This window comes from Grimontia celer (genome assembly GCF_900055185.1).
Taxonomy (GTDB): domain Bacteria; phylum Pseudomonadota; class Gammaproteobacteria; order Enterobacterales; family Vibrionaceae; genus Enterovibrio; species Enterovibrio celer.
In genome coordinates this window covers 1,667,405-1,690,500 of record NZ_FIZX01000002.1, presented here as the reverse complement: position 1 = coordinate 1,690,500, position 23,096 = coordinate 1,667,405, and the positions used below count along the sequence as shown (strand labels likewise).

25 protein-coding genes are annotated in these 23,096 nt (G+C 46.7%); 14 read left to right on the top strand and 11 right to left on the bottom strand.

The window, feature by feature from the left end; genetic code table 11:
• Window positions 1-74: 74 nt before the first annotated feature.
• Window positions 75-719: an outer membrane protein OmpW gene (gene ompW, locus GCE9029_RS17850; protein ID WP_062665291.1), complete on the top strand. Its 645-nt coding sequence runs from the start codon at window positions 75-77 to the stop codon at window positions 717-719.
• Between the two features lie 50 nt (window positions 720-769).
• On the opposite strand, the gene GCE9029_RS17845 is transcribed toward ompW (GCE9029_RS17850), so the two are convergent.
• Entirely contained in the window at window positions 770-1,054 is a 285-nt protein-coding gene (locus tag GCE9029_RS17845) for a LysR substrate-binding domain-containing protein (RefSeq protein ID WP_231870146.1), read from the bottom strand.
• Window positions 1,055-1,111: 57 nt separating this feature from the next.
• On the opposite strand from GCE9029_RS17845, the gene GCE9029_RS26375 reads away from it, so the two are divergent.
• The gene (locus GCE9029_RS26375; RefSeq protein WP_157487826.1) at window positions 1,112-1,258 is read left to right on the top strand and encodes a hypothetical protein; all 147 of its coding nucleotides are present in this window, start codon (window positions 1,112-1,114) and stop codon (window positions 1,256-1,258) included.
• Window positions 1,259-1,419: 161 nt separating this feature from the next.
• Entirely contained in the window at window positions 1,420-3,030 is a 1,611-nt protein-coding gene (locus tag GCE9029_RS17840; RefSeq protein ID WP_062665800.1) for a methyl-accepting chemotaxis protein, read from the top strand.
• Window positions 3,031-3,073: 43 nt separating this feature from the next.
• Here GCE9029_RS17840 and GCE9029_RS17835 read toward each other — a convergent pair whose 3' ends face one another.
• Window positions 3,074-3,652 (bottom strand): NapC/NirT family cytochrome c, encoded by a 579-nt coding sequence (locus GCE9029_RS17835; RefSeq protein WP_062665295.1) that lies wholly within the window; start codon window positions 3,650-3,652, stop codon window positions 3,074-3,076.
• A gap of 55 nt (window positions 3,653-3,707) precedes the next feature.
• Complete coding sequence (locus GCE9029_RS17830; RefSeq protein ID WP_231870145.1) at window positions 3,708-5,165, bottom strand: multiheme c-type cytochrome; 1,458 nt, start codon at window positions 5,163-5,165, stop codon at window positions 3,708-3,710.
• A 421-nt stretch (window positions 5,166-5,586) separates the two neighbouring features.
• On the opposite strand from GCE9029_RS17830, the gene ompW (GCE9029_RS17825) reads away from it, so the two are divergent.
• Complete coding sequence (gene ompW, locus GCE9029_RS17825) at window positions 5,587-6,231, top strand: outer membrane protein OmpW (RefSeq protein WP_062665291.1); 645 nt, start codon at window positions 5,587-5,589, stop codon at window positions 6,229-6,231.
• 50 nt (window positions 6,232-6,281) lie between these two features.
• On the opposite strand, the gene GCE9029_RS17820 is transcribed toward ompW (GCE9029_RS17825), so the two are convergent.
• A complete protein-coding gene (locus tag GCE9029_RS17820; RefSeq protein ID WP_062665288.1) occupies window positions 6,282-7,163 on the bottom strand; it encodes a LysR family transcriptional regulator in 882 nt (293 codons plus the stop codon).
• A gap of 112 nt (window positions 7,164-7,275) precedes the next feature.
• On the opposite strand from GCE9029_RS17820, the gene GCE9029_RS17815 reads away from it, so the two are divergent.
• Window positions 7,276-7,779: a lactoylglutathione lyase family protein gene (locus GCE9029_RS17815; protein ID WP_039849885.1), complete on the top strand. Its 504-nt coding sequence runs from the start codon at window positions 7,276-7,278 to the stop codon at window positions 7,777-7,779.
• Window positions 7,780-7,963: 184 nt separating this feature from the next.
• Window positions 7,964-9,157 (top strand): hypothetical protein, encoded by a 1,194-nt coding sequence (locus GCE9029_RS17810; protein ID WP_197475381.1) that lies wholly within the window; start codon window positions 7,964-7,966, stop codon window positions 9,155-9,157.
• Between the two features lie 66 nt (window positions 9,158-9,223).
• Here the strand turns inward: GCE9029_RS17810 and GCE9029_RS17805 are convergent, their stop codons facing one another.
• Entirely contained in the window at window positions 9,224-10,108 is an 885-nt protein-coding gene (locus GCE9029_RS17805) for a LysR family transcriptional regulator (RefSeq protein WP_062665284.1), read from the bottom strand.
• A gap of 117 nt (window positions 10,109-10,225) precedes the next feature.
• Here GCE9029_RS17805 and GCE9029_RS17800 point away from each other — a divergent pair, with 117 nt between their 5' ends.
• On the top strand, window positions 10,226-11,089 hold the full coding sequence (locus GCE9029_RS17800) for an MBL fold metallo-hydrolase (protein ID WP_062665281.1): 864 nt from the start codon (window positions 10,226-10,228) through the stop codon (window positions 11,087-11,089).
• Window positions 11,090-11,141: 52 nt separating this feature from the next.
• On the opposite strand, the gene GCE9029_RS17795 is transcribed toward GCE9029_RS17800, so the two are convergent.
• A complete protein-coding gene (locus GCE9029_RS17795) occupies window positions 11,142-11,981 on the bottom strand; it encodes a LysR family transcriptional regulator (protein ID WP_062665279.1) in 840 nt (279 codons plus the stop codon).
• Between the two features lie 89 nt (window positions 11,982-12,070).
• Here GCE9029_RS17795 and GCE9029_RS17790 point away from each other — a divergent pair, with 89 nt between their 5' ends.
• Window positions 12,071-12,499 (top strand): Cif family virulence factor, encoded by a 429-nt coding sequence (locus GCE9029_RS17790; protein WP_062665277.1) that lies wholly within the window; start codon window positions 12,071-12,073, stop codon window positions 12,497-12,499.
• Window positions 12,500-12,558: 59 nt separating this feature from the next.
• On the opposite strand, the gene GCE9029_RS17785 is transcribed toward GCE9029_RS17790, so the two are convergent.
• Together GCE9029_RS17785 and GCE9029_RS17780 are read right to left on the bottom strand one after the other, a co-directional pair.
• Complete coding sequence (locus tag GCE9029_RS17785; protein ID WP_062665275.1) at window positions 12,559-13,140, bottom strand: hypothetical protein; 582 nt, start codon at window positions 13,138-13,140, stop codon at window positions 12,559-12,561.
• A gap of 212 nt (window positions 13,141-13,352) precedes the next feature.
• Window positions 13,353-15,356 (bottom strand): PhoX family protein, encoded by a 2,004-nt coding sequence (locus tag GCE9029_RS17780; RefSeq protein WP_062665273.1) that lies wholly within the window; start codon window positions 15,354-15,356, stop codon window positions 13,353-13,355.
• A 765-nt stretch (window positions 15,357-16,121) separates the two neighbouring features.
• Between GCE9029_RS17780 and GCE9029_RS17775 the strand changes: the two genes are divergently transcribed.
• The 6 genes from GCE9029_RS17775 to GCE9029_RS17750 all read left to right on the top strand — a co-directional run bounded on the left by GCE9029_RS17775 (window position 16,122) and on the right by GCE9029_RS17750 (window position 19,958).
• Window positions 16,122-16,409 carry an acyl carrier protein gene (locus GCE9029_RS17775; RefSeq protein WP_231870144.1) on the top strand — a complete coding sequence of 96 codons (288 nt, stop codon included), beginning with the start codon at window positions 16,122-16,124 and terminating at the stop codon, window positions 16,407-16,409.
• Entirely contained in the window at window positions 16,402-17,652 is a 1,251-nt protein-coding gene (locus GCE9029_RS17770) for a beta-ketoacyl-[acyl-carrier-protein] synthase family protein (RefSeq protein WP_062665271.1), read from the top strand. Before GCE9029_RS17775 ends, GCE9029_RS17770 begins: the two co-directional genes overlap by 8 nt.
• A 26-nt stretch (window positions 17,653-17,678) precedes the next feature.
• Window positions 17,679-18,188: a 3-hydroxyacyl-ACP dehydratase FabZ family protein gene (locus GCE9029_RS17765; protein ID WP_062665269.1), complete on the top strand. Its 510-nt coding sequence runs from the start codon at window positions 17,679-17,681 to the stop codon at window positions 18,186-18,188.
• Between the two features lie 117 nt (window positions 18,189-18,305).
• Window positions 18,306-18,755 (top strand): GNAT family N-acetyltransferase, encoded by a 450-nt coding sequence (locus GCE9029_RS17760; RefSeq protein WP_231870143.1) that lies wholly within the window; start codon window positions 18,306-18,308, stop codon window positions 18,753-18,755.
• Window positions 18,748-19,350: a GNAT family N-acetyltransferase gene (locus GCE9029_RS17755; RefSeq protein ID WP_062665266.1), complete on the top strand. Its 603-nt coding sequence runs from the start codon at window positions 18,748-18,750 to the stop codon at window positions 19,348-19,350. Before GCE9029_RS17760 ends, GCE9029_RS17755 begins: the two co-directional genes overlap by 8 nt.
• A gap of 2 nt (window positions 19,351-19,352) precedes the next feature.
• On the top strand, window positions 19,353-19,958 hold the full coding sequence (locus GCE9029_RS17750) for a CPBP family intramembrane glutamic endopeptidase (RefSeq protein ID WP_062665264.1): 606 nt from the start codon (window positions 19,353-19,355) through the stop codon (window positions 19,956-19,958).
• Between the two features lie 11 nt (window positions 19,959-19,969).
• Here the strand turns inward: GCE9029_RS17750 and GCE9029_RS17745 are convergent, their stop codons facing one another.
• From GCE9029_RS17745 to GCE9029_RS17735, 3 genes are read right to left on the bottom strand one after another with little or no spacing between them, the layout of a single operon-like run.
• A complete protein-coding gene (locus GCE9029_RS17745; protein ID WP_062665262.1) occupies window positions 19,970-21,214 on the bottom strand; it encodes an ABC transporter permease in 1,245 nt (414 codons plus the stop codon).
• Window positions 21,211-21,873 carry an ABC transporter ATP-binding protein gene (locus tag GCE9029_RS17740; protein WP_062665260.1) on the bottom strand — a complete coding sequence of 221 codons (663 nt, stop codon included), beginning with the start codon at window positions 21,871-21,873 and terminating at the stop codon, window positions 21,211-21,213. Before GCE9029_RS17740 ends, GCE9029_RS17745 begins: the two co-directional genes overlap by 4 nt.
• On the bottom strand, window positions 21,860-22,948 hold the full coding sequence (locus tag GCE9029_RS17735; RefSeq protein ID WP_062665258.1) for an efflux RND transporter periplasmic adaptor subunit: 1,089 nt from the start codon (window positions 22,946-22,948) through the stop codon (window positions 21,860-21,862). The genes GCE9029_RS17740 and GCE9029_RS17735 overlap by 14 nt, the downstream gene beginning before the upstream one ends.
• Between the last annotated feature and the right edge of the window lie 148 nt (window positions 22,949-23,096).

Genomic DNA, 23,096 nt, shown 5'->3' with positions numbered 1-23,096 from the left:
GTTTTTGCATGGTAAATTGCGGCGCAGTTCAAAAATAAAGCGATTACGAAGCCCTACCAAGTAAGGAAACCATAATGAAAAAAACGATGAGTCTGATTGCCATGATGGCTGCCGCTGCTTCTTCGCCTGCGCTTGCCCACAGTGAAGGAGATATTATCGTCCGCGCCGGTGCCGCCTATGTTTCTCCGAATGACAGCAGCGATAAGATACTTAACTCTCAAGACGAGTTTTCAATTGACTCTGATACTCAATTGGGTCTGACCGTTGGCTACATGATAACCGACAATTTCAGTGTAGAATTGTTGGCAGCAACGCCTTTTAAACACGCTATTTCAACCAGTTTTGGCAATCTGGGGGATATTGGTGAAACCAAACATCTGCCGCCAACTTTGATGGTTCAGTACTACTTCGGAACAAAAGACAGTAAGTTTCGACCGTATGTTGGGGCGGGTATTAATTACACGACGTTTTTTGATGAAGAATTAAATAGTAATGCACAAGCAAATGGTCTTTCGGACCTGAGACTGGAAGATTCTTGGGGTCTCGCAGCAAACGTTGGCGCAGATTATGAAGTTTATGACAATTGGTATGTGAACGGTTCGATTTGGTATGCGGATATCGATACGGAAGCATCATACAAAGTAGGCACAGACGAACATAAAACTGACGTCAGCATAGACCCTTGGGTATTTATGATCGCAGTTGGTTACTCGTTCTAAACAGCTAGAGCGCAGTGAGAAAAGGGAAGCGAATGCTTCCCTTTTTACGTTTAGCGGGTCGCCTCATGGATAATGTTCATCACCGCTTCGAATCGCTTCGGCAAATCACGATGTTTCTTCTTCGAAAGAAACAGGGATTGCGAAATCGGTGATTCAAGTGGAAGCGACGTAAGCTGTTCTTTTTGCTCAAATCGACTCATGACGCTTTCTGGCAACACGGTGAAACCAATGCCTTTTGATATGGGTAACAGGATCTGCGCCAGTTGGTTGACGTAACCGCGATGATCCAAGGATTCGACGCCACGATATTCTTCGGGGAAGTTACTTCCAAGCACTAAGTCGGCGTAGTGTTTTCCATCGGGGTGATGGATATAGCCCAACGAAGCAAGCGTATGGAAATCGCCTCAGACATTACTGCTATCAGCGATATTTCTTCCAAATCATTGGACAGTGCACAGGAAAGTGCAGAGCGTATTGCCTCACTCGACAGAAAAGTTGACGAGCTCGATGCGCTGATTGGCAAGTTTAAAGTGTGTTGAGGTTAAAGAATTGTGGTTAGGACATGGGGTCTTATACCTGATAGTTATATTCGGAATTTAAAGCCCTAACAAAAAAGATTAAAGTTAACGTTATTGCATAAGATACAATGTACTTTTAGCTTGCAGTTGATGTATAGAATGGAGCGGGTGCAATGGGTGGGATGAGTGTAAGTAAGAAGTTGTATTTGGGGTTTGGTAGTTTGGTTGGATTGTTAGTCGCAATGACTGCATTCATAGTGATCGAGCTTTCCGTGCTGAAAGGGATAGCGAGCGAAATCCGGAATGATGACGTACCTGAGGCGATTGCTTACCTTATATTGGTGGATGAAGCCGGGGATGTTTATCGGGACGCCGTAGGAGTTGTGACTGGCGTTGAGGGAGCTCAAGCCGACTTAACATCGAATAAAAATGAATTTGCCGCGGTACTAGCCGAAGCGAAAAGTCTAGAAGTCCCCGGGTCATCGGACTACCAAAAGCTGCTTCAAGTTGAGCAGCATATGAGTGATTTTGATGTGGCGTTCAACGCAAATATATTGCCTCAAGCGGATAGCAACCAAAGTATGGCATTGTTGGTTTCAGAGCTAAGGACGCTTTATGAACAACACCTACAGCCTATAGAGGAGTTGCTTGATTCGGTGACGTCGGCTGAGCAGGAACAAATGCTTTTGGCTTTGACTGGTCTGCTGGATACATTCGATGAGATTAAAAGCCTGGCATTGTATGCTTCGTTATTCGCATTGGTGGTTGCATGTGCTATCGCTATTAAGCTTGCATCATCTATCACAAAGCGTTTGACTAAACTGGATAAGGCTGCACAGCGCATTGCCCGTGGTGAATTGTCTCGAGATGAGATTGAAGATAAGTCCGGTGATGAGTTGGCAAGTCTTGCAGCCTCAATCAATGTGATGCAGCGTTCTTTGGTTGATTTGATCGGGTCTATTAACACGGTCACCGAAGAAGTTCATGTGTCTACCAAAGCGTTGGGTGCAATTGGCCAAGAGGTAGTCTCTGGTTCATCCATGCAGGCAGACAAAGCCACGTTGATAGCCACAGCATCTGAAGAGCTAAGCCTGACCATTTCTGAGGTGGCGCATCAAGGTACGTCTACCTTTGACGAAGCAAAGCGAGCAGAAAACTCAGCACAGGAAGGGCGTCAGGTAATCGATGGCATGGTGAACAGTATCCAGCAAGTGTCGATGCAGATGCAAGATATGTCTATTTCTGTGCAAGAGTTGGGTAACCACAGTGAGGAAGTCGGTTCTGTCATCAAAGTTATCCAAGGGGTTGCGGAGCAGACCAATTTGCTGGCTTTGAATGCAGCTATTGAGGCGGCCCGGGCGGGTGAGTTTGGTCGTGGTTTTGCAGTGGTCGCAGATGAAGTTCGTGCGTTGGCAGAACGCACTACACAGGCGACACAGGAAGTTTCAAGCATTATTGAAGCGATTCAGGCTGGTACACAGGATGCTGTCTCACGTACTCAAGATAACTGCCAGTTGGTGGAAATTGGTGTACAGCAAAGTGAGAATGCTGTGAGAGCATTGGAAGACATCGTGGCTGGTGCGAGCTCGGTACAAAACATGGTGAGTTCAATTGCTACTGCAGCGGAAGAGCAAACTGCTGTAACAAGAGAAATTGCGTCCGACATTACCTCAATCAGTGATGTATCAGCGCAATCTCTTGCACGCGCGGAAGAAATTGCTGATCGCATCACATCACTCGACAATAAAGTCGAAGAGCTCAACGTTCTTATCGGCAAATTTAGGGTGTCATGAGCTTGGACTTCACAAAATAGCCGCTCTTAGAGCGGCTATTTTTTTACTCTACAGTAATCCGCTTGTGCGCGATGCCGGTGTGGCAGTCGATACAGGTCTCGCCTCTTGCATCCATTTGCTGATGGTTCAGCCTTGCCCGCTGAGGCTGTTTGCTCAGGTCAAAGTTGTCTCCAACGTGGCAATGGCGACAGTTGGCCGAGTTTTCTGCGGTCATGTCATCCCACACTCTTTGAGCGAGCCTCGGACGTTCCTGCTCGAAGTTCTCCTTGGTAATTTTGCCAATGAACATGTAGTAGATATCAGCCGTTGCAGTGATCTTCACACGCATCTTATCGACAAACTCGTGCGGCACATGGCAGTCGGCGCAGGTCGCATGAACCTTATCCTCACTGACATAATGCGGCGACGCTTTGTACTCCTGAACAATAGTGTCCATCTTCAGATGACAGCTAAAACAAAATACATTTTGATTTGAAGCCACCATCACGCTCTGAAAACCAGCAAGGCCAATCACAAGCAGATAGATCCCAATTGGAATGCTCAGTAGCCATGGCTTTTTCAGCCAGCGCCAAAGCCTTTCTCTTCGTGACAGAGCAGATGCTGAAGACGTCGGGTCATCCATAGATCCTCCTCAGAACAACAGCAAAGACAAGCAGTCCTTGCTGTTGTCCGCGCTATCAGTTGCTATCGTCGAGGTAACGGGCTTTGAAGGCTTCCTGCGCTTCTTTGCGGGCGCGCTTCACTTCATCAGGTTCATTGCCACTGAACCAGGCATGTTCAGAGCGGGCAAGAATATCTGCCAACACAGCGCGGGCACGTTCTGCGCCTTCCTGATTGCCATTGTGGGCGGCTTTTTCCACCACTTCGAGGAACTGCGGCACCAGTTCGATATAGAAACGCTCGGCGACTTCATACAAGCCATGCCACTGTACATAGTCAGGTGCCTGCATTGCAGCGCCATGTCGGGCACGTCTGCCTTCGTGGTGCCAGAGGTAGAACCAGGTCCATTCGATTTCTTCATCGAAGCCGGTTTCTGTCAACATGTTTTCTTGCTGAAGCACTGCCATAAGCTGCTTACCGGGGCGGGCAAACTTTTCGTTGTAGAGCTCGACCAGCGAATCAAACTGAATGTAGAAGTTCTCGACCATCGATTTGGTGTGGCAGGACTGACAGACGTTCTGCATGTCAGCGCGACGTGCTTCCCAGGATTTGGTTTCCTTGCCGAGTGCTTTGTCCTTGGCGTCGATTTTCTCGGAAATGGCTGGCCTTAATGTCCACGAAATCCGATCGCCAACATCATGAGTGACCGCCAGCTCGCGGGTCGCTGACATGTGGCAAGTCGCGCAGGTTGGGGCAGAATCATAATCTTCGCCGACAATCCATTTCGCGGAACCGAGGTTCATCTGATCCACATGGGCATAGAAGTTAATGCCGTGTTTGGACTCTTCGTAAATCTCTTTCTGAGGATGGTCAGGACCAAGATGGCACTTGCCGCAAGCTTCCGGACGACGGGCTTGCACCATATCAAACTGATGGCGCTGGTGGCATGCACTGCATGCGCCAATTGAGCCATCAGGATTGATACGACCGATACCTGTATTTGGCCATGTGGCAGGGTCGAGATCGCCATTTTCGAGCACTTTGACTTCAGAGCCATGACATTGCCAACAACCGTTAACGGCGGCAGGTGAGGTGCCATTCAGCATCAGAGAGCCTTCCACAACTTCTGCGAGGAAGTTATCCAGCGATCCTATGATCTGTCCGGCTTTCGCGTGATGACTGGCATCGAACTCTTCGACTTCCTGAACATGGCAACTGCCGCAGTCTTTGGGCGAGACAATAACCGCAATGTCCACGCCTTCATGTCGGATGGCATCGGCGTCGCCGGGTTCTGCTTTGTGGCACTCATAGCAACCCACATTGGCACCATAGTGCTTCGAGCGACCCCATTGGGCATAGATGGATGGATTCTTTTCTTTATGGCAGGCAGCACACTCCTTGCTTTGATCACTGAGTTGATTGAATGGCTTCATCACTAAAGCCTTTGGGGCTGCGTTCAGGCTTCCTGCAGGGAATAGCAGGAGAAAAATGGCCAGCAGCGTGGCGAACACGACGTTACTAATTTTCGTCAACAATCCTGAGTCCATGGTGAACCTCACTCACTTTGCTCCGGTACGTTGCCGGCGCATTTTTATGGAGATGTTGACTGACTCACTCTCTCACCTTGAGAGTAGTTGTGTGGTAAGAGTCCTTATTTTTTATAAGGTATATTTGTGATGCTACTTCACGAATATCTGCCACGGCTATTCAAGGTGTTGGATAGCAGTGGATGGAAAGGTTGGGCGCTTGCTGAGTGGCGGGTGTGGGAATTTCCTGCATTACATGAATGTGTCTGAAATGGGTGATTTGTTGATCTCTGCGACAGCTTATTTAACCGAAAAGGACAACTTGTTTACAAATTGATTTCCATCAAAACTGTGTGGTTTTTGCATGGTAAATTGCGGCGCAGTTCAAAAATAAAGCGATTACGAAGCCCTACCAAGTAAGGAAACCATAATGAAAAAAACGATGAGTCTGATTGCCATGATGGCTGCCGCTGCTTCTTCGCCTGCGCTTGCCCACAGTGAAGGAGATATTATCGTCCGCGCCGGTGCCGCCTATGTTTCTCCGAATGACAGCAGCGATAAGATACTTAACTCTCAAGACGAGTTTTCAATTGACTCTGATACTCAATTGGGTCTGACCGTTGGCTACATGATAACCGACAATTTCAGTGTAGAATTGTTGGCAGCAACGCCTTTTAAACACGCTATTTCAACCAGTTTTGGCAATCTGGGGGATATTGGTGAAACCAAACATCTGCCGCCAACTTTGATGGTTCAGTACTACTTCGGAACAAAAGACAGTAAGTTTCGACCGTATGTTGGGGCGGGTATTAATTACACGACGTTTTTTGATGAAGAATTAAATAGTAATGCACAAGCAAATGGTCTTTCGGACCTGAGACTGGAAGATTCTTGGGGTCTCGCAGCAAACGTTGGCGCAGATTATGAAGTTTATGACAATTGGTATGTGAACGGTTCGATTTGGTATGCGGATATCGATACGGAAGCATCATACAAAGTAGGCACAGACGAACATAAAACTGACGTCAGCATAGACCCTTGGGTATTTATGATCGCAGTTGGTTACTCGTTCTAAACAGCTAGAGCGCAGTGAGAAAAGGGAAGCGAATGCTTCCCTTTTTACGTTTAGCGGGTCGCCTCATGGATAATGTTCATCACCGCTTCGAATCGCTTCGGCAAATCACGATGTTTCTTCTTCGAAAGAAACAGGGATTGCGAAATCGGTGATTCAAGTGGAAGCGACGTAAGCTGTTCTTTTTGCTCAAATCGACTCATGACGCTTTCTGGCAACACGGTGAAACCAATGCCTTTTGATATGGGTAACAGGATCTGCGCCAGTTGGTTGACGTAACCGCGATGATCCAAGGATTCGACGCCACGATATTCTTCGGGGAAGTTACTTCCAAGCACTAAGTCGGCGTAGTGTTTTCCATCGGGGTGATGGATATAGCCCAACGAAGCAAGCGTATGGAAATCGCCTTGGGGAATATCTGCACTGGAGGGCACGATCACACAAAGTGCTTCTTCACCGAGTAAGGTTTCCTCAAAGGCAGAGTGATCGAATTTTTGAGTAGTGATGCCAATGTCGGTTTGGTTATCCATCAGCATCTGACGAATTCTATCTGCGGGTGCGGCTTCAAGCTGCACTGATAAGCCGGAGTGTAAAGCTTGTAGGTTCAACAAAGACGGATACAGCTTCATCGCCATTGCGCCGGAACAGGCAATGCGGATGGCCCCTTGATGCGGGTCATCGTCTTTCATTCTTGCCAGAAAGTCTGCTTGTTGCTGCTTTTGCTCGGCGATAAAGGCGTTCAGCATGATGCCTTCACGTGTCAGTTCGAACTGCTTTCCTTCGCGGAATATCAGGGTTTCGCCCAATTCGTCTTCCAGCTTTTTCACATGCTGACTGACGCCGGGTTGCGTCATGTAAAGTCGTTCAGCGGTTTTGGTAAAGCTGCCGGTTTCAACCAGCGTGGCGAAGGTGTGAAGCCATTTGGGATTTAGCATATAGAGGTGGATAAATAAATATTATGGATTTAATAATAATCGATAATTTTTCAATGAAAAAGGTGCCGAGTAAACTTCTCTTCATCCGATAACGCATTGAGAGATTTTAACCATGACAACGCCATATCCACGTAACTTTTCACACATTGGTATTTCCGTTCCTGACTTGGAAGCAGCGGTGAAGTTTTACACCGAAGTACTGGGCTGGTACCTCATCATGGAGCCGACTGAGATTGTTGAAGACGACTCTGCCATTGGTGAAATGTGTACTGACGTATTCGGTGCCGGCTGGGAACGTTTCCGCATCGCGCACCTTTCTACTGGTGACCGCATTGGTGTTGAGTTGTTTGAATTCAAGAATCAGGAAAACCCAGAGAACAACTTCGAATATTGGAAAACCGGCATCTTCCATTTCTGTGTGCAGGACCCGGATGTTGAAGGTTTGGCAGAAAAAATTGTCGCGGCAGGTGGCAAGAAGCGCATGAAAGCACCACGTTTCTACTACCCAGGTGAGAAGCCTTACCGCATGATCTACATGGAAGACCCGTTCGGTAACATCCTGGAGATCTACAGCCACTCTTATGAGCTGCATTACGCGGCGGGTGCATACAAGTAACATGCTGTTTTAGCGCTAATTTACAAGGGGTGACATTTGCCGATTTCTACAGAATACTGTGAAGTGTTTTTGTGTATCTCCAAAATAATACAGATCATTTAAATATTACCTGACTTATAATCAGGAAAATAGATTTCTTTATGGTAATCCTATGTTGTTTTCAAATTTCCGAAAATCAGCATTATTGAATAAATCTGAAAGTATTTTTTATGAGGTTTTACGCTTAATTTTAGTCGTATTTCCTCTTGTTTTTATTGCTATATCTGTAAATGAGATAGCGGGTAGAGATAGTTTGTTAAGCCGTCTGGAAAAGGAACAGAATGAGCTACTGAAATACCGACTAGATATGTACAATGGATTCGAAGATACTTCAACGACGGACATAGAGATAGAAATAAATAAAGCAATGATCAAAGATCTTAAATTCTTAATTGTTCATGGATGGACTGAGCTTGGTTTAATTAGGGATGAGATTTTGGAGTATCATATAATCAGCCCAGAAACGGCAAAGAAAAAACTTGACAACAGAATTAACAGGGAAGAGGCTGAAGCAACAGGTAGATATACTAATTCTGAATTAATTACGGTTGGTTTTAAGTCTGAGTTAGTCTATTTAAATGATGAAATTGAATTATATAATAAGTTATATAATTCAATTTCCGAGGAAATGGAAATTGTAGATTTTGAGATCATAGACGATAATGGCGATTTTAACGATGATTATGTTAAGTCACTGTATTTAAAGTATATAGATGATGATTATGTAAGTTATGGAACTCTTGAAGAGTTTTTGCAGGCAGTTAAAGTCGCATATGATACCAACTCTGAAACTACCACTACTGAAATAAAATCAACCCTGGAAAGTATTTCAATTGATCTGAAAGCTGAAATTGCTAGTAGTGAAGCAAGAAAGGAAATTATAAATAGAAAGTTGAATGAGATGAAAGCAGATGAAGGAAAAGTAGATGATAAAGAAAAAAATAATAATATATATGAAGAGTATTATTTGGAAAGCCAGTCAAATGATACTTTGCTATTAATTGTCTTTCTCTCTTCTGGGGTTTTAGGTGCTACTATAGTGACAATGAGAAAAGAAGATGTGAAATTAAGCTTTGAACTGGTCTTAATCGGGGCTTCTACAGGGGTTATATTGTATTTTATTGTTAAAGGTGGTCCTAAGATATTTGTTGATCAAGTAATCTATCAGGGAGTTAATACTGCCAATCCTTATTCCTGTGCCCTATTTGGACTATTGGGAGGGCTTTTTTCTGAAAGGGTTTATATTATGTTGGATGGCTTGTTAGGTGGGAAGGGGTCTGATGAGGATAAAGATGATAACAAAAGAACCCATAGTGGAGGTAGAGATTCGAGTTTATAATGCCCCTGTCATAAATCATTACTTATAAACATATAATTCATAGAGTGGTGAGTGTTTTACCTTTACCTAAAATCTCCCATCAAAATACTCGACCAGAAAATCAATCAAAGCGCGCACGGGCCTCGAAAGGTGCTTGCGTGACGCGTAAAGCAAATAAATGGTCAGGGTGTTCAATTCCCATTCCGGCAATACCGCTTCCAGCTCGCCTTTTTCCAGCATTTCTTCGACCAGATATGTCGGCTGCATGGAAATTCCCATGCCCGCTAGTGAACCATGAAGCAGCACTGTGGCTTCGTTTCCAGTGATAGGACAGTTCACTTCAATGGTTTGTTTATCATGACCTTTGGTGAGATGCCACTCGTGCCGGCCAAAGTTCTTATAGCCCAGGCATTCGTGCGCCTTGAGATCTTCCGGCTCCAAGATAGGCGGCCGCGATTTCAGATAAGCGGGAGAGGCAACCAAGGTTGATTCACAGGGCGCAAGCGGTCGGCCAATCAGAGAAGGATCAGGATTGCTGGCGGTGCGAATAGCGAGATCAACACGCTCAGCGACCAGATCAACCGCTCTATCCTGTGCGTCGATATCAATGATGACATCGGGGTGACGCTCCCGAAATTCATGCAGTGCTGGCATCAACAGGGAAAAACCAAAAGACATACTGGTGCTGATGCGGATAAATCCGCTCAGTGCTTCGCCGGGCATCAGGCTCTCTTCCAGATGCAGCGCCTGTTCCACCCATCGCTGCATATCTGGCAGTACTTGCTTACCCATATTGGTGAGTGACACTTTGCGGGTGGTACGGTTTAACAGCCTCGCCCCAAGCCAGTTTTCCATCGTTTCCACATAGCGTGTCACCATTGGTCGGGACATCTCTAATCTGTCAGCGGTGGCGGTGAAACTTTCCGTTTGCGCCACATCGAGAAGCACCCTTGCGGCAGTCAACTTATCCATAAGTTCACTCTTTATCTGTTCGATTTGAGAAATAATGATGCAAAGAATAGGCGGTATTTCCGAGCATATCCAATCGTTATGCTTCTTCCCAAGCCCAAATAACGAGGAAGTACAACAATGAAAACAGCAATCGCATTAGCTCTATCTTTCGCTTTGACCGCGCCGGTGATGGCGGAGACTACACCACTGACCTTTGACGTTTACTACGGAGACGACAACAGCTTCAACGTGACTTCTACCGTCGTTGCTGGCGAAAAAGAAGTGATGATTATCGACACAGGTTTTACCCGCGCCGATGCGCTACAAATCGCCGCTAAAGTATTGGACTCTGGCAAAGAGCTGAAAACCATTTACATCAGTCAGGCCGACCCGGACTACTACTTCGGCGCTTCACAGCTGCTGGAAATTTTCCCACATGCGAATGTGCTGACCACACAAGCTGTGCGAGACGCTATCGTGAAAAAGCTGGAAACCAAGATCAGTTTCTGGGGCCCTAAAATGGGTTCGAACGCGCCGAAACAACCACGTGTACCGGATGTATTCAAAGGTACTGAGCTGAAAATCGATGATTCCGTTATCGAAATAAAAGGCACTGATGGCGTGCTGGCGCATCGTCCGTACCTCTGGATCCCATCTGAGAAGGCCATCCTTGGTAACGTCGGCATTGTTGAAGGTATGCACGTTTGGATGGCAGATACCCAAACCGATGAAGAAGTCTCCGCATGGTTGGATCAACTCAAGGAGATGCAATCTTTGAAGCCTGAACTGGTGATCCCGGGTCACATGAAAACCGCTGGTAAACTGGACCCCTCAACCATTGATTACACAGCCACTTGGATTGAGCGTTTTGCAGACGCTAAAGCCAAGAATGAAAACAGTAAAGGCGTGATTGATACTATGGTGGGTTACTACCCGAAACTGGGTGCCACCTTCACGCTGGAGCTAGGCGCGCAGGTGCACGAAGGTGAAACCCAGTGGTGATGTGCTAACAAGCAGCGCTTAAAACGGTGACTCTGGTGGTCACCGTTTTTGTTTAGTCCATGTTTGACTGTGAAAGCTGGAATTGCGACAGCAGCGTGTCGATAACCAGACGGATTCGCGCGGGTGTAAACTCTGAGAATGCGTGAATGGCGTGAACATGACGCTGTTGTTCTGGTTCAGGCTCGACTTCTGAAACCAATTTCAACAACCCTTGCTCACAACATGACTGGGCAAAAAGATCAGGCAGCAATACACGACCCAATCCCTGTTTTGCCATTTCTGCAGCGGTGAGAATATTGTTTACACGGAGCACATTGGCATGCTCTGCGGTTTGCCATGGCAACAAAATCTGATCATCTGAATCTTCTGCCAGTTCAGGTGACTGATACCAGCGTTGGTGAAAGCGGCCGAGCAATCTAGCTTTCAAATTGCTATCTGGGAGGTTTCCGACACGAATCGCCACATCGATATTTTCCTGCAGCAGATCCTGAATGGCATCCGTCACGGCAAGCTCGATATCCAGTTCAGGATGTTCGTACCTCAAGGTTTTTATTGCAGGAACAACTAATACCGATGCCATGGCTGTCGGGCAGGAAATCCGGACTTTTCCTTTTATGCCCATTTGGGTCGAAGAGATATCTTCCTGGGCTTTTTCCAGCAAACTTTCCATTGCTACGGCATGTTCAAAAAAGCGCTCGCCGGAATCTGTCATTCGCAACGTGCGGGTGGTGCGATGCAACAACAGGGTGTTTAGCGATTTCTCTAATCCACTGATTTGCTGACTGAGCCAAGAGCGGGTAATGCCCAGTTGTTCTGCTGCCTGAGTAAAATTGCCAGCCCGAACCAAGGCAACGTAAAGCTGCATTTGGTAGCCAATATGTTTAGTATCCATAAACAGTGTTTTCTATTATGCGATATATATCTAACAATACTGCGTTGGTACTCTTTGCTCAACCCAAATAAAGTGACGTGGAGTGAAGGATGAAAAAGCAAATAATGACAGCGGCAATCGCGACTCAAATGGTATTCGCAGGTGCAGCTTATGCAGGCCCGATTGAAGAGGCACAAGAAGCATCGAAACAGTGGATCGTTGCATTCAATAAAGGTGACTACCAATATCTGGGTGATGCTTACACCATGGAATCGACCATGATCTCCCACCCGTTTGGTGTGTATCATGGCCGCCCGGCGGCAACGGCATTCTGGAAGCAATTGATCAGCGATGGCGCGACAGATTTGGTTTACATAGAACCAAAATTTACTGAGCTGGATGACAAAACTGTGGTGATGGAATCCCGCTGGAAAATGAATATCGGCGAAGGCCATATCACGCTGGAGAAGTGGGTGAAAGAAGCTGATGGCGTTTGGCGTCTGGAGCTTGATGATTTCACCGTTGAAAAGCGTTACTAACAAGCACCATTTAGTTATAGAAAGGGACGCAGATGCGTCCTTTTCTGTTTGGTATCTACTTAGCTTGCTGTGGGAAAACCGCAGAAGTTACAGCCTAGATAGGTAATCACTAGACGGTTCTGATAGCGGTTCTGGTAGTTCCACGGAGATACATCATAAGGTGCTCGCTGATAGCGGCCTTGGATGAAAATAGTCTCGCCTTTTTCAAGCTGCATAATGCTGTTTACTGCTGCGACGCCAGGAATGGCGCAACCCGTATCGTTATTGGCAAATGTTACTGGCCCGATAGAAGCATTGCTGCCTGGTGGGACAGCATTTGGCAGTGAGATGCCAATCCGAAGCAGGTACTTAAACCCGCAAGTACGCTGTGCATAACGGGCATCGATATTATAAAGACCAGCCACAGGTGCCGTGAACATATGAGACGTGGTGTCAAAAGCGTAGTTAAAATTGATCGCCGTCTCATTGTATTCGACAACTTTGATGGCGCCATTGTTGGCCTCCGTCAACTCATCACCGCCTATGTAAGCGTCGACAACAACGCTGTTTGACGGCAGGTATGGTGTGGTATCAGCAAACACGCTTGCTGAAAACATCAGCGCTGCTGAGGAAAAAATAGATACTGGTAGCGAGTATTTCATCCGCATTCTCCATACGACTATTGTGTGTAAATCAATGGGAATATTAGGACGGAAGTGGTTAACAGTTGTGTCTCTCGAGTGAGACTTTTTTGCCACTTTATTATGTCGTTAATCGTTGCATATCAACTGTTTTGTGTACTTCTGTTGAAAGTGGGAGCAGTGTTCGCTACTCCCATGTTTCTTGGCGTTTTTTACGTTGAATCAATAGCAGATTAAGTACCGATTGGACCACCGTCGTTACGGCGAATCACTACGGTTGCGGCGCGTGGGCGCAAATCCACATCGCTCGGGGTTTCTTCCGTCGCATCATCCGAATATGGCCAGTTACCAGGGTGTTGGATGTTCACGAACACGGAACGGTAGTCAGGGCTAACAGCAAAACCTGTCACCTCACAGCCGTTTGGCCCAACGAAGAAACGGCGCAACTCACCTTGGTTTTCTTCGCTGATCGGGAGTTGGTTAAATTCGTCGTCCATCAACGGCGAAGGCACCACTGCCAGCATTTGGTCGTTGGTGTACTCTTCCACTTCATCTGCGCCATTATCAGTTTGAATCCACATGATGCCGCGCTGATCAAATGCCAAGCCATCAGGGCTTGCGAATTGGTTGAATTCAGTCAAGCCAGAGCGGTTAGTATCCGCATCACCATCAGCCGGTGCACCAAAGACAAAGATATCCCAGCTGAACTCAGTAGAACGGCGACCTTCATCCCAACGGATAATGTGGCCGAATTTGTTGTTTACACGTGGATTCGCTGAATTGCCTTCGATACGGCGGGTATTGTTGGTCAACGTCATGTAAGCCGAGCCAGAGAAGGGGTCAACTGCGCACCACTCAGGGCGATCCATCGGGGTTGCGCCCACTTTGTCAGCGGCTCCTGGTGTATTTAGGATAATCGCTTCCAGCGAATCGAAATGATCTGACAAAGTGCCGCCGTCAGTCGTTGCACTGTTGAGCGTCAACGGTAACCAGGTGCCTGTACCATCGTCGTTGAAACGAGCAACATACAGCGTACCTTGGTCCATATATTTATCACCGACAGAAAGGCGATCAGCACGGCGCGCATCACGCTTGTTCCATCGCGCTGCAGATTCAAACTTGTAGATGTATTCAAAGCGGGAGTCGTGGCCTGAGTAGAACACGACAGGCTTGCCGTGTTTCACGTTGCCAAATACACAACCCTCATGGCGGAAACGGCCAAGCGCGGTACGTTTACGGGCGCGGGAATCAGCTGTGTAAGGGTCGATTTCAACAATGTAGCCGTGGCCGTTGGCTTCATTGCGGTAATCGTCAGACGCGGATGCACCGGAAGGCGTCACATTGAAGCGGGTGAATTCATCGTCTAATTCTTCCGCGTTGCCAGCCAGTGTTTCCCAAAGATAGCGGGTGTTGTCGTCAGAGACACCGAGGCGATCCTGGTCCTTCGTCTGAGTGCCCGTATTCACAAAGTAACCGGGCCAGTTTTCCTCACAGGTCAGGTAAGTGCCCCAAGGCGTATAGCCATTACCACAGTTGTTCAGCGTACCGCGTGCAGTGTTACCGTTTGGCGAGTGTTTAGTCACCAAGAGCGGGGTGTATGCCAGCGGGCCGGAAACATCCATTTCCGTTGCACCTGTGTAGCGGCGATTCAGTGGGTCGTTATCGACCATTACCCACTTGTTAGCTTCCAAGCGGATACGCACCACGCTCACGCCATGCGCGTTAATTTCTTTGCGAACTTCATCAACGATAGTACGAAGACCATTGTCCACGGTTGGCCCATTCGGGTGCAGGGCACGCAAATCGATGTACTCATGGTTTATACACAGCAGACCTTCTTCGTCGCTATTGTTTAACGGGAAAAAATGCATGCCATCGTGGTGCATGCCAATGGCGTTCATCTGGTCTTCTGAAGTGTTGGTGCCGTCATCTTGCCATGTGTTGCCATATGCGTTTAGTGGCGTTCCCCAAGGAACAAGCACCTGAGCGTTGTAGCCAGGAGGCACCGCTACCGCGTCAGTCAGTGAGCCCGGAATTGACTCAAAATTCAGCTTGGCTTTCGATACGTTCGGGTAGAAACAACCGGAAAGGCCGAGTGAGCTCATCGCAGTGAGTGCGCCAACACCCACGCCACCTTTCAATACGCTACGTCGTGACAGGTTGGCTTCCAGAACCTCATCGAACGGTTTGTTGCCGCTATGGTTACGTAGCGTAGGGTCAAACGTTTCCTTACTCATTGCTCAATTCCTATTGGTTATGTTTATGTCGCAACCAGTCTGGGAGCAGAAATTGACGCTTTTGATGAACAAAAATGAACTTTAGGTGGAGGAAAAATGAACGTCGTACGGTTTGCTGGTTACTTTGGGGGGGGGGCAACGAGCTCCCTTTCGAAATGTGCTTCGAGCTTGAATTTGCAAGTGAGTTAACGCGCTTTTAGATTCTACAAAGATCGTTTTTCTAGAAATGGCTGAATATGTATTTTGAATTTTTACTAATTCTAAAATGATGTAACAAGCCCAAACCTTAAATTATTTTATGAACTAAAAGTCAGTAATTTTAATTAAATTAGTATGAGGGAGAATGAAAGTTGCGAAGTGCCTATATTCTTGTGTTGGTTTGATTAAATAAACTGAGTGTTTTTATTATATTTTCACGTTTCAAACTTGAGATGGTTTGATAATTTTTTGAAATAAATTTTGATGGACTATTTGAGATGGATAGCGGCCAAAACACAGACAGATAAAGTTAGTGTGATTTTATATTAAATTCTTATTATACATGATCTTGTGTTGGCTATGGCCTGGTTTTTGTTCTGTTTTTCTCTGATTTTCATCTCTCATCTTGAAGACGTGACTCAGGCTAAATGCGGGATTTATATAAAGCATGAAAGCCTTGGCGCTGTTTGACGCTGATTAAAGCCCTTGGTAACATTTTTCGAAAGGATGAAAGACGCATAAATAAATATATTTGTGTAATTAATTCATGGATTTGGTGGTAGTAACATGAACTCTTTTATAGAAAACTCTCAATATTTAACTGACTCACTAATTTCGGAAATTATGGGCCGCTTAGAATCTGAATCCGAAAGTGGTATTGCAGCGAAAGATATTGTTCCTTCTATGTCATTGCGCGATGACCTTGGTATGGATTCTATGCAGGCTGTCTCGCTGACATTGGACTTGGAAGATTCTCTGTCGATAGCCATTGATGATGAAGACCTAATTAAGCTTGAGACTGTGAGTGATCTTTTGGAAATCATTGAATCTAAGTTAAGTCAAAAAAATGGATAATCGCAGACGTGTTGTTGTAACAGGGGTTGGTGTCGTTTCATCAATAGGTAATGATTTTGACACGTTAACTGAATCGTTGAAGCTTGGCCGCAGTGGTATACGCGCTGTCGAAGCTTGGTCTGAATACGGACTAACGAGTCGTGTTGCGGGCTTGATTGATTTAGATGAATCAAAAATTCAAGCGGCGAATATCCCGCTTAAACTCCGCAAAGCAATGCCTACCTCAACGCTGTATTGCAGTGTTGCTGCCAGTGATGCAGTCACTTCTTCTCGTTTGACGCCTGAAGAGCTCGCGGATCCAAAAACCGCCTGTCTTGTTGGCAGCGGTGTGGCTGATGTCAGCGTGATACACCGAGAAGGGGTAAGGTACTTCGATGGTCAGGTTCGCCGATCTGAACCTTATACCGTACTAAAATCCATGAGTAGCACAGCGAGCGCAATACTCACCAAGCTCTTTGGTATTACTGGCCGAAGCTACTCAATATCGTCTGCATGCGCGACTGGTGCACACAATATCGGCCACGCTTACGAGCTGATTCGTGATGGAGTGATAGACAGAGCCGTCACCGGCGGCTGTGAGGAAGTTAACGAGCTGATCGTCGCCTCTTTTCAAGCCTTGAGAATGGCACTGTCTACCGGTTTTAATGACACGCCAGAAACTGCATCACGCCCTTATGATCGCGATAGAGACGGCTTTGTCATTAGCGGCGGGGCGGGTGTGCTTGTCTTGGAATCGCTTGATTCCGCTTTAGCGCGCAACGCACCCATCTATGCTGAAATCGCGGGTTATGCAGCAAACTCCGACCCTTATGACTTAGTGCTGCCACAAGCTGATGGCGGAACATTTGTTGATTGTATCTCCAGTTCATTAGAAGACGCGGGGATCTCTTCGGCGGATGTTGACGCCATCAATACACATGGGACTGGTACAGGGCCCGGTGATGTGGCAGAGGTCAATGGATTGCGACGAGCTTTTGGTGAGAAAGTGCCTAGGTTCTCGTCGACGAAATCGATGACTGGGCATGCGATTGGTGCGGTAGGAGCCATAGAGCTGATTGCTTGTATCGCGATGCTGAAGGAAGGCTTCATTGCTCCTTCTATCAACATTGAAAACATTGATCCTTTGTTTGCTGATGCACCTATCGTGCGTGAAACCACGCCAGCTGATTTGAAAACGGTATTATCGTTGAATTTTGGCTTTGGCGGCACGAATGCGGCGACTGTCCTGCGAAAAATGGACTGACATTTTGTTGTCTGTGGGTAAAGCATATGGATAGAAGCTTCATCGATGGGTTGCGGAACTCACAGGGCGAACTCGACAAAGAGGCCATTCGTTCCATCTTGGCTTACGGCGATGCCTTTCTGTTTGTGGACTTAGTCAGAGAGCTAACTGAATCTAAAGTCGTCGCACAATACGAGATACCCGAATCTTCTGAGTTGATTGATGCTCACTTCAAACATGTCAGCATGATGCCCGGTGTTTTGATGGGGGAAGCATTGGCACAAGCTGGTATTGTCTTGGTTCATTACCGGAGTGAGTTTGAAGAAGAGACGGATGTGATTGCCAGCACCGTTAGCCAGATGCGATTTAAGTCGCCTGCGCTACCGGGCAATACCTTGGAAGCACACGTCACGATAAAGGCTATCAACCGTCTGGGTGCCAGATTAATGGGTAACTCCTATGTCAATGGGCGTGAAGTCTTGTCTGCGACGTTTGATGTGACCTTTATAAAACGAAAGAATCTTATCGAACATATCTCTCAACAGGTCATGAGTTGAGCTATATATTGGTCTGCTGTATACGCCGAATCGATAATTTATTAAAGCTGTAATTATAAAATGATAACGCTGTTCAGTTATATGACATGTAATCAAAGAATATGATTGGAGATTTTAGTGCCATTTAGATTAGCAACTTTAGATGATTTTTTAGATTTGGAGTCATCAAGCTTTAGATATTCAACTTATAAGAATTTGGCTTATCCACTCGGTTGTTCAAAGTCCGAGCTTGATTCAGTGTTGGGTGAAGGTGACTTTGTTGTATTTAATAATTCAACAAAAGTGGGGTTTGTCAGAATAAAATCTGTTTTTGAAGGAATTGCCTATATTGATGTCCATTTGTTATGCGACGCTGCTGATGAAGATATTAAAGGCGTAATGGAATGGTTGGCCGAAAATTATAATCTCGGAAAATATTATGTCCAGTTACTCCCCAATGAGAAGTTAGAAATAGACTGCTTAAAGCGTTTAGGTTTTACCGAGGAAGCCCGTCTTAAAGATCAGTTGTTTGTAGAAGGCGCGTATTACGATTTACTAATAATGGGAAGTGAGGATAAGCGTGTTTGATAGTGTCCGTGGAATCTATTGCGCTCTGCGCCGTCCTAACCTCGAAGATCTTGATACCATCGTTCGTTGGCTAGATGACCCTTACCTGAATTCGACCGTCTTCGACAGCTCTAGCTTTGTTAACGGTGCTAAGGACCAGGCAATGACCTGGCTTGAGGAGAATGCGGCTGTTTATGGTGGGGACAACCTTTTAGGCTTGGTCTGCTCCGTTAAGAGTGGCAAGCCAATAGGGATGGTCTGGTTTAATAACATCGACTGGAAAAGCCGCACTGCAGATCTTCGCTACCTGGTTGGAGAGGAAGAGTATCGCACCAGCGTTTTTGGTCCTGAGATTGCTTTGTTAAGTCTACAAATGGCTTTTAATGTGATGAACTTACATAAAGTCTATGGGTATGTCTTATCTGGTAATAATGATTCAATTAGCCTTGCAGACTTTGGTGGTAGAAAAGAAGGTGTATTGAAAAATTACGTGCGGGCTGGTGATGGATGGAATGACTACCACCTCTATGCCATGTTCTCAGAGGATTTCAGAGCCTTTTTGCAAGAGCACAAAGAGGGCGTATTACGTCGTCACTTTAAAAAAGGAATTTTCTAGAAGTGGGCTTGCTCGCGTTACTGCTTATTGCAGTTTTGAGTTTGTCTTTTTTATACCCGAGAGTGATTGGTGATCGTCTCGGTTTCATATTAATGCTTCCTGTCATTGCTTATACGACATATTTCTATATTGACTGGCAGGTTGCATCTTTTTTCCAACTTTTCACAATAGCCCTAGGCGGGGTGTTTGTTGGTGTGGCCTTGTTGTTATTGGGGTTGCCAATGAGTTCCCCGGAACCCAAAAAGTTTGTCGCTAATACTTTTTATGGGTTTAAGTTTCTTAAAGAGAACAAAGGCTACCTTTTCTTTCAATTAGGAATCACAGGTTACGAAGAGTTCATATGGCGGGCGTTTTTAATTAGCACATTGATGCTAGCACTCCCAGTCTGGGCCGCCATTTGTCTTTCTTCAGTCCTGTTTTGGGTCGTTCACGAAGAAAATAGGCCGCTGGGATGGCATTCACTTGAGTTCTTTATCTTTGCACTGCTACTCGGCGTCGCTTATGTCGTGACTGGCTCAGTGCTATTCGTTTGGATTGTTCACCTCACCAGAAACGCTCTTATCCTGTCAGCGTCATTTTACGAAGAACACGATGCTAGCCTTGGCTGACGAGCTTATCTTCATGAATCCCTAAGTGCATCGACTGGCTTCATTTGTGCAGCTCTTCGAGCTGGCAAATACCCAGCGACTAATCCAACCAAGATGGAGACAACAAGGGCAATACTGACCCCCAGAATGCCGGGAAATAACGGAAAGCCGGTAAAAAAGTCCAGCACAACGCCAATAAGCATGCCAACGGCTAAACCCGCCAGACCACCAATCAGACAAATAAGCACCGATTCCACGATAAACTGAATCATGATGTGGCTGCGATGAGCGCCAATGGCTGCACGAATACCGATTTCGCGGGTTCGTTCAGCAACGGCCGTGCTCATGATCCCGCCGACACCGATAGCCCCGACGATAAGCGCGCTAGAGGCGGCAATGATGCCTATGATGGTGACTCCGCCGAGAATGTTATCCGTGGTTTTTATGTAAGAGGCGAGAGTACCGCTTTCATATTCAAATACGCCTTGGTAACGCCTGGAAAGAACACCTTTCAGTTGTGTAGCTGCCGCTTCAGCGGATTCAACGGTAGTGGCTTGAGCTTGAATGTAACTCACGTCATCATTGCCATTGAGCGCCTGTATCAGCGGGTAACTCACTAATATCCGGTTATTCACATCGCCGCCTGCAGAACCAATACTGGCGAGCAAATCCCGACTTTTAGAGCGAAGTACGCCAATCACCTGATATTCACGGCCTGAAATCCGAAGCGTGCGGCCCAGAGGATCAGAAATGCCAGGATAGAGATCTGAGGCGACAGTTTCCCCAATCATAGCGACAGGTCTGCGATTTCTGATTTCGACTTCTCTCAGGCCTCTTCCGACACGTAACTGGTCATTATTAATGGTTAAGTAGTTCATGTTGACGCCAGTGACGTGTGCATTACTGTAGCGGTTTCCCGCCTGAACGATAGGGGCAGAACCGCTCGGAGAAACGATAGGACTGATCAGGCTAACCGAGGGGCAGCAGTCTCCTTGTAGTGCGACTAAATCTTTATTGGTGATGCCTGTGCCTGTTCTTGTTCGTCTGTGCGGGTCTTTACTGCTATTTGCGCGATATACCCAAACAGACTTGAGGCCAAAGGTTTCTAACTCCTGCATGACGAAAGCTTTACCGCCAGTACTAACAGTATCTACCGTCATGACTGCGGCGATACCGACGGCAATACCAATCATACTCAGCATGGATCTGCCCCAGTTCGCCAGCATGGCAAGCCGGGCTTCTCTGAACAAATCAGGCAGAATGCGTAATTCCTTCATACCACTATCCTGCCATCCCGCATATGCACAACTCTATCAGCCGCCTGCGCTAAATGCGCATCGTGTGTGACCATCACAATGGTATGACCCTCAGAATGCAACTCCTTGAACAAGTCCATCACCTGCTGACCTGTTTTACTGTCTAAAGCGCCGGTGGGTTCATCTGCAATCAGTAGTTTGGGTTTGTTGACCAGTGCCCGAGCGATGGCAACGCGCTGTTGCTGACCACCTGAGAGTTGATTAGGTAAGTGAGTGGCACGATCTGCGAGGCCGACGCGTTCAAGAGCGGCAATAGCAAGCGCCTGGCGCTGAGAAGACGGAGTGCCTTGATACACCAATGGAAGTATGACATTCGCTAATGCGTCACGGCGCGAGAGCAAGTTAAACGACTGAAATATAAAACCCATTAAAGAGGAGCGGAGTTTTGCAAGTCCATCATCGTCAGTTTGATGAACACCTATGCCGTCTAAGTGGTAGGTGCCTTTATCTGCTTTGTCTAAACAGCCAATGATGTTGAGAAGGGTACTTTTTCCCGAACCAGAGGCTCCCATGATCGCGACGAATTCCCCCTGATCGATAGTCAGGTCAACACCCCTGATGATGGGTAACGGGGTGTCTCCCCGAAAATAGGATTTATGCAAGGATTCAATTTTGATCATCGTTAGTGACAAACCTTGCTGAACGCCCAATCTCCAGATATCCGCTATCAAACAGCGCAACTGTCTGTCCTTCTTGAACCCCGCTGAGTATTTCGACATGTGTGTCGGTTTCTAATCCTGATTCAACAGGTCGTAAGCGAATCGTACCTTGTTCAATCAGTGCAACTTCAAAAAGCCCCGGCTCGCGCTCGCGTAAGGCGCTGTAGGGCAGGCTGAGCGCATTGCCACGTTCTTCGATAACAATTTCGATATCCAGTTGTTGCCCCAAGAGCAATTGTGGCGCATCTGCTCCCAGTGCCATGCGAACGGGAAAGGTGTTCAAATAGCGCTCTGTTGAGCGTTCAATCGCGGGGCCTATCCAATGGATTTGGGTTTGCCAAACTAGGTCAGGAAAAGCATCAGAACTTACGTTGACGACCTGGCCAAGATGAATTCTTCCAGTGTCCACAGCATCTAAATTGGCTTCTATTTCCCAACCCTCGACAGCAACGAGTTGGAAAAGCTGTGTGCCGGCCTCTACCCATTGCCCGGATTCGGTCCACTTATCCGTGACAACGGCATCGAAGGGAGCGTCCAGTCTTTGCCAATCTTGTTCAATAGCGCTCATTTGTGCGTCGGCTTGAGCGATAGCAACCGCGGCTTTCGCCGTTTCGAGTTCATATTGAGCTTGGTCGAGGGCTTCGACAGCGACGAGCTTTCTATCGGAGAGTTCGGACAATCTGTTGTAACGTTGTTTCTGCTCTTTCAAGCGAACCGTTTCTTGCTGAACGACGGCTTGAGCGCGTTTGAGTCTGGCAATTGATGCGCGGTTATCCATGGAAGCCAAGGTGTCGTCCTTTTTCACCCGATCGCCTCGGGCAACATAAACTTCCTCTATACGGCCATTGACCAAGGCGGTCAGGGAAACGGTTCGGTCATTGATCACCTCACCTGTAACGCGAATGATGTAGGCCATGTCATTACGTTGCACCTCAACACCGGAAACACTAAGAGGCGGCTCTTCATAGAAAAAGTAGCCAGCAGCAACGGCAACCAGAATGATGGCGGCGAATATGCTTTTGAAATAGCGTCTCATTGATTGTGTCCATACTGTTTTAACTTCATAACAGAGGTTTTCAATTCCCTATGTACCCAAACAACATGAAGACGTTATCTCGTTTATATTGTTCGGCTTTTGAGTCGGTTGTTAGAAGGGGCGTCCCTTTGATTTTTCAGCTGCCGCC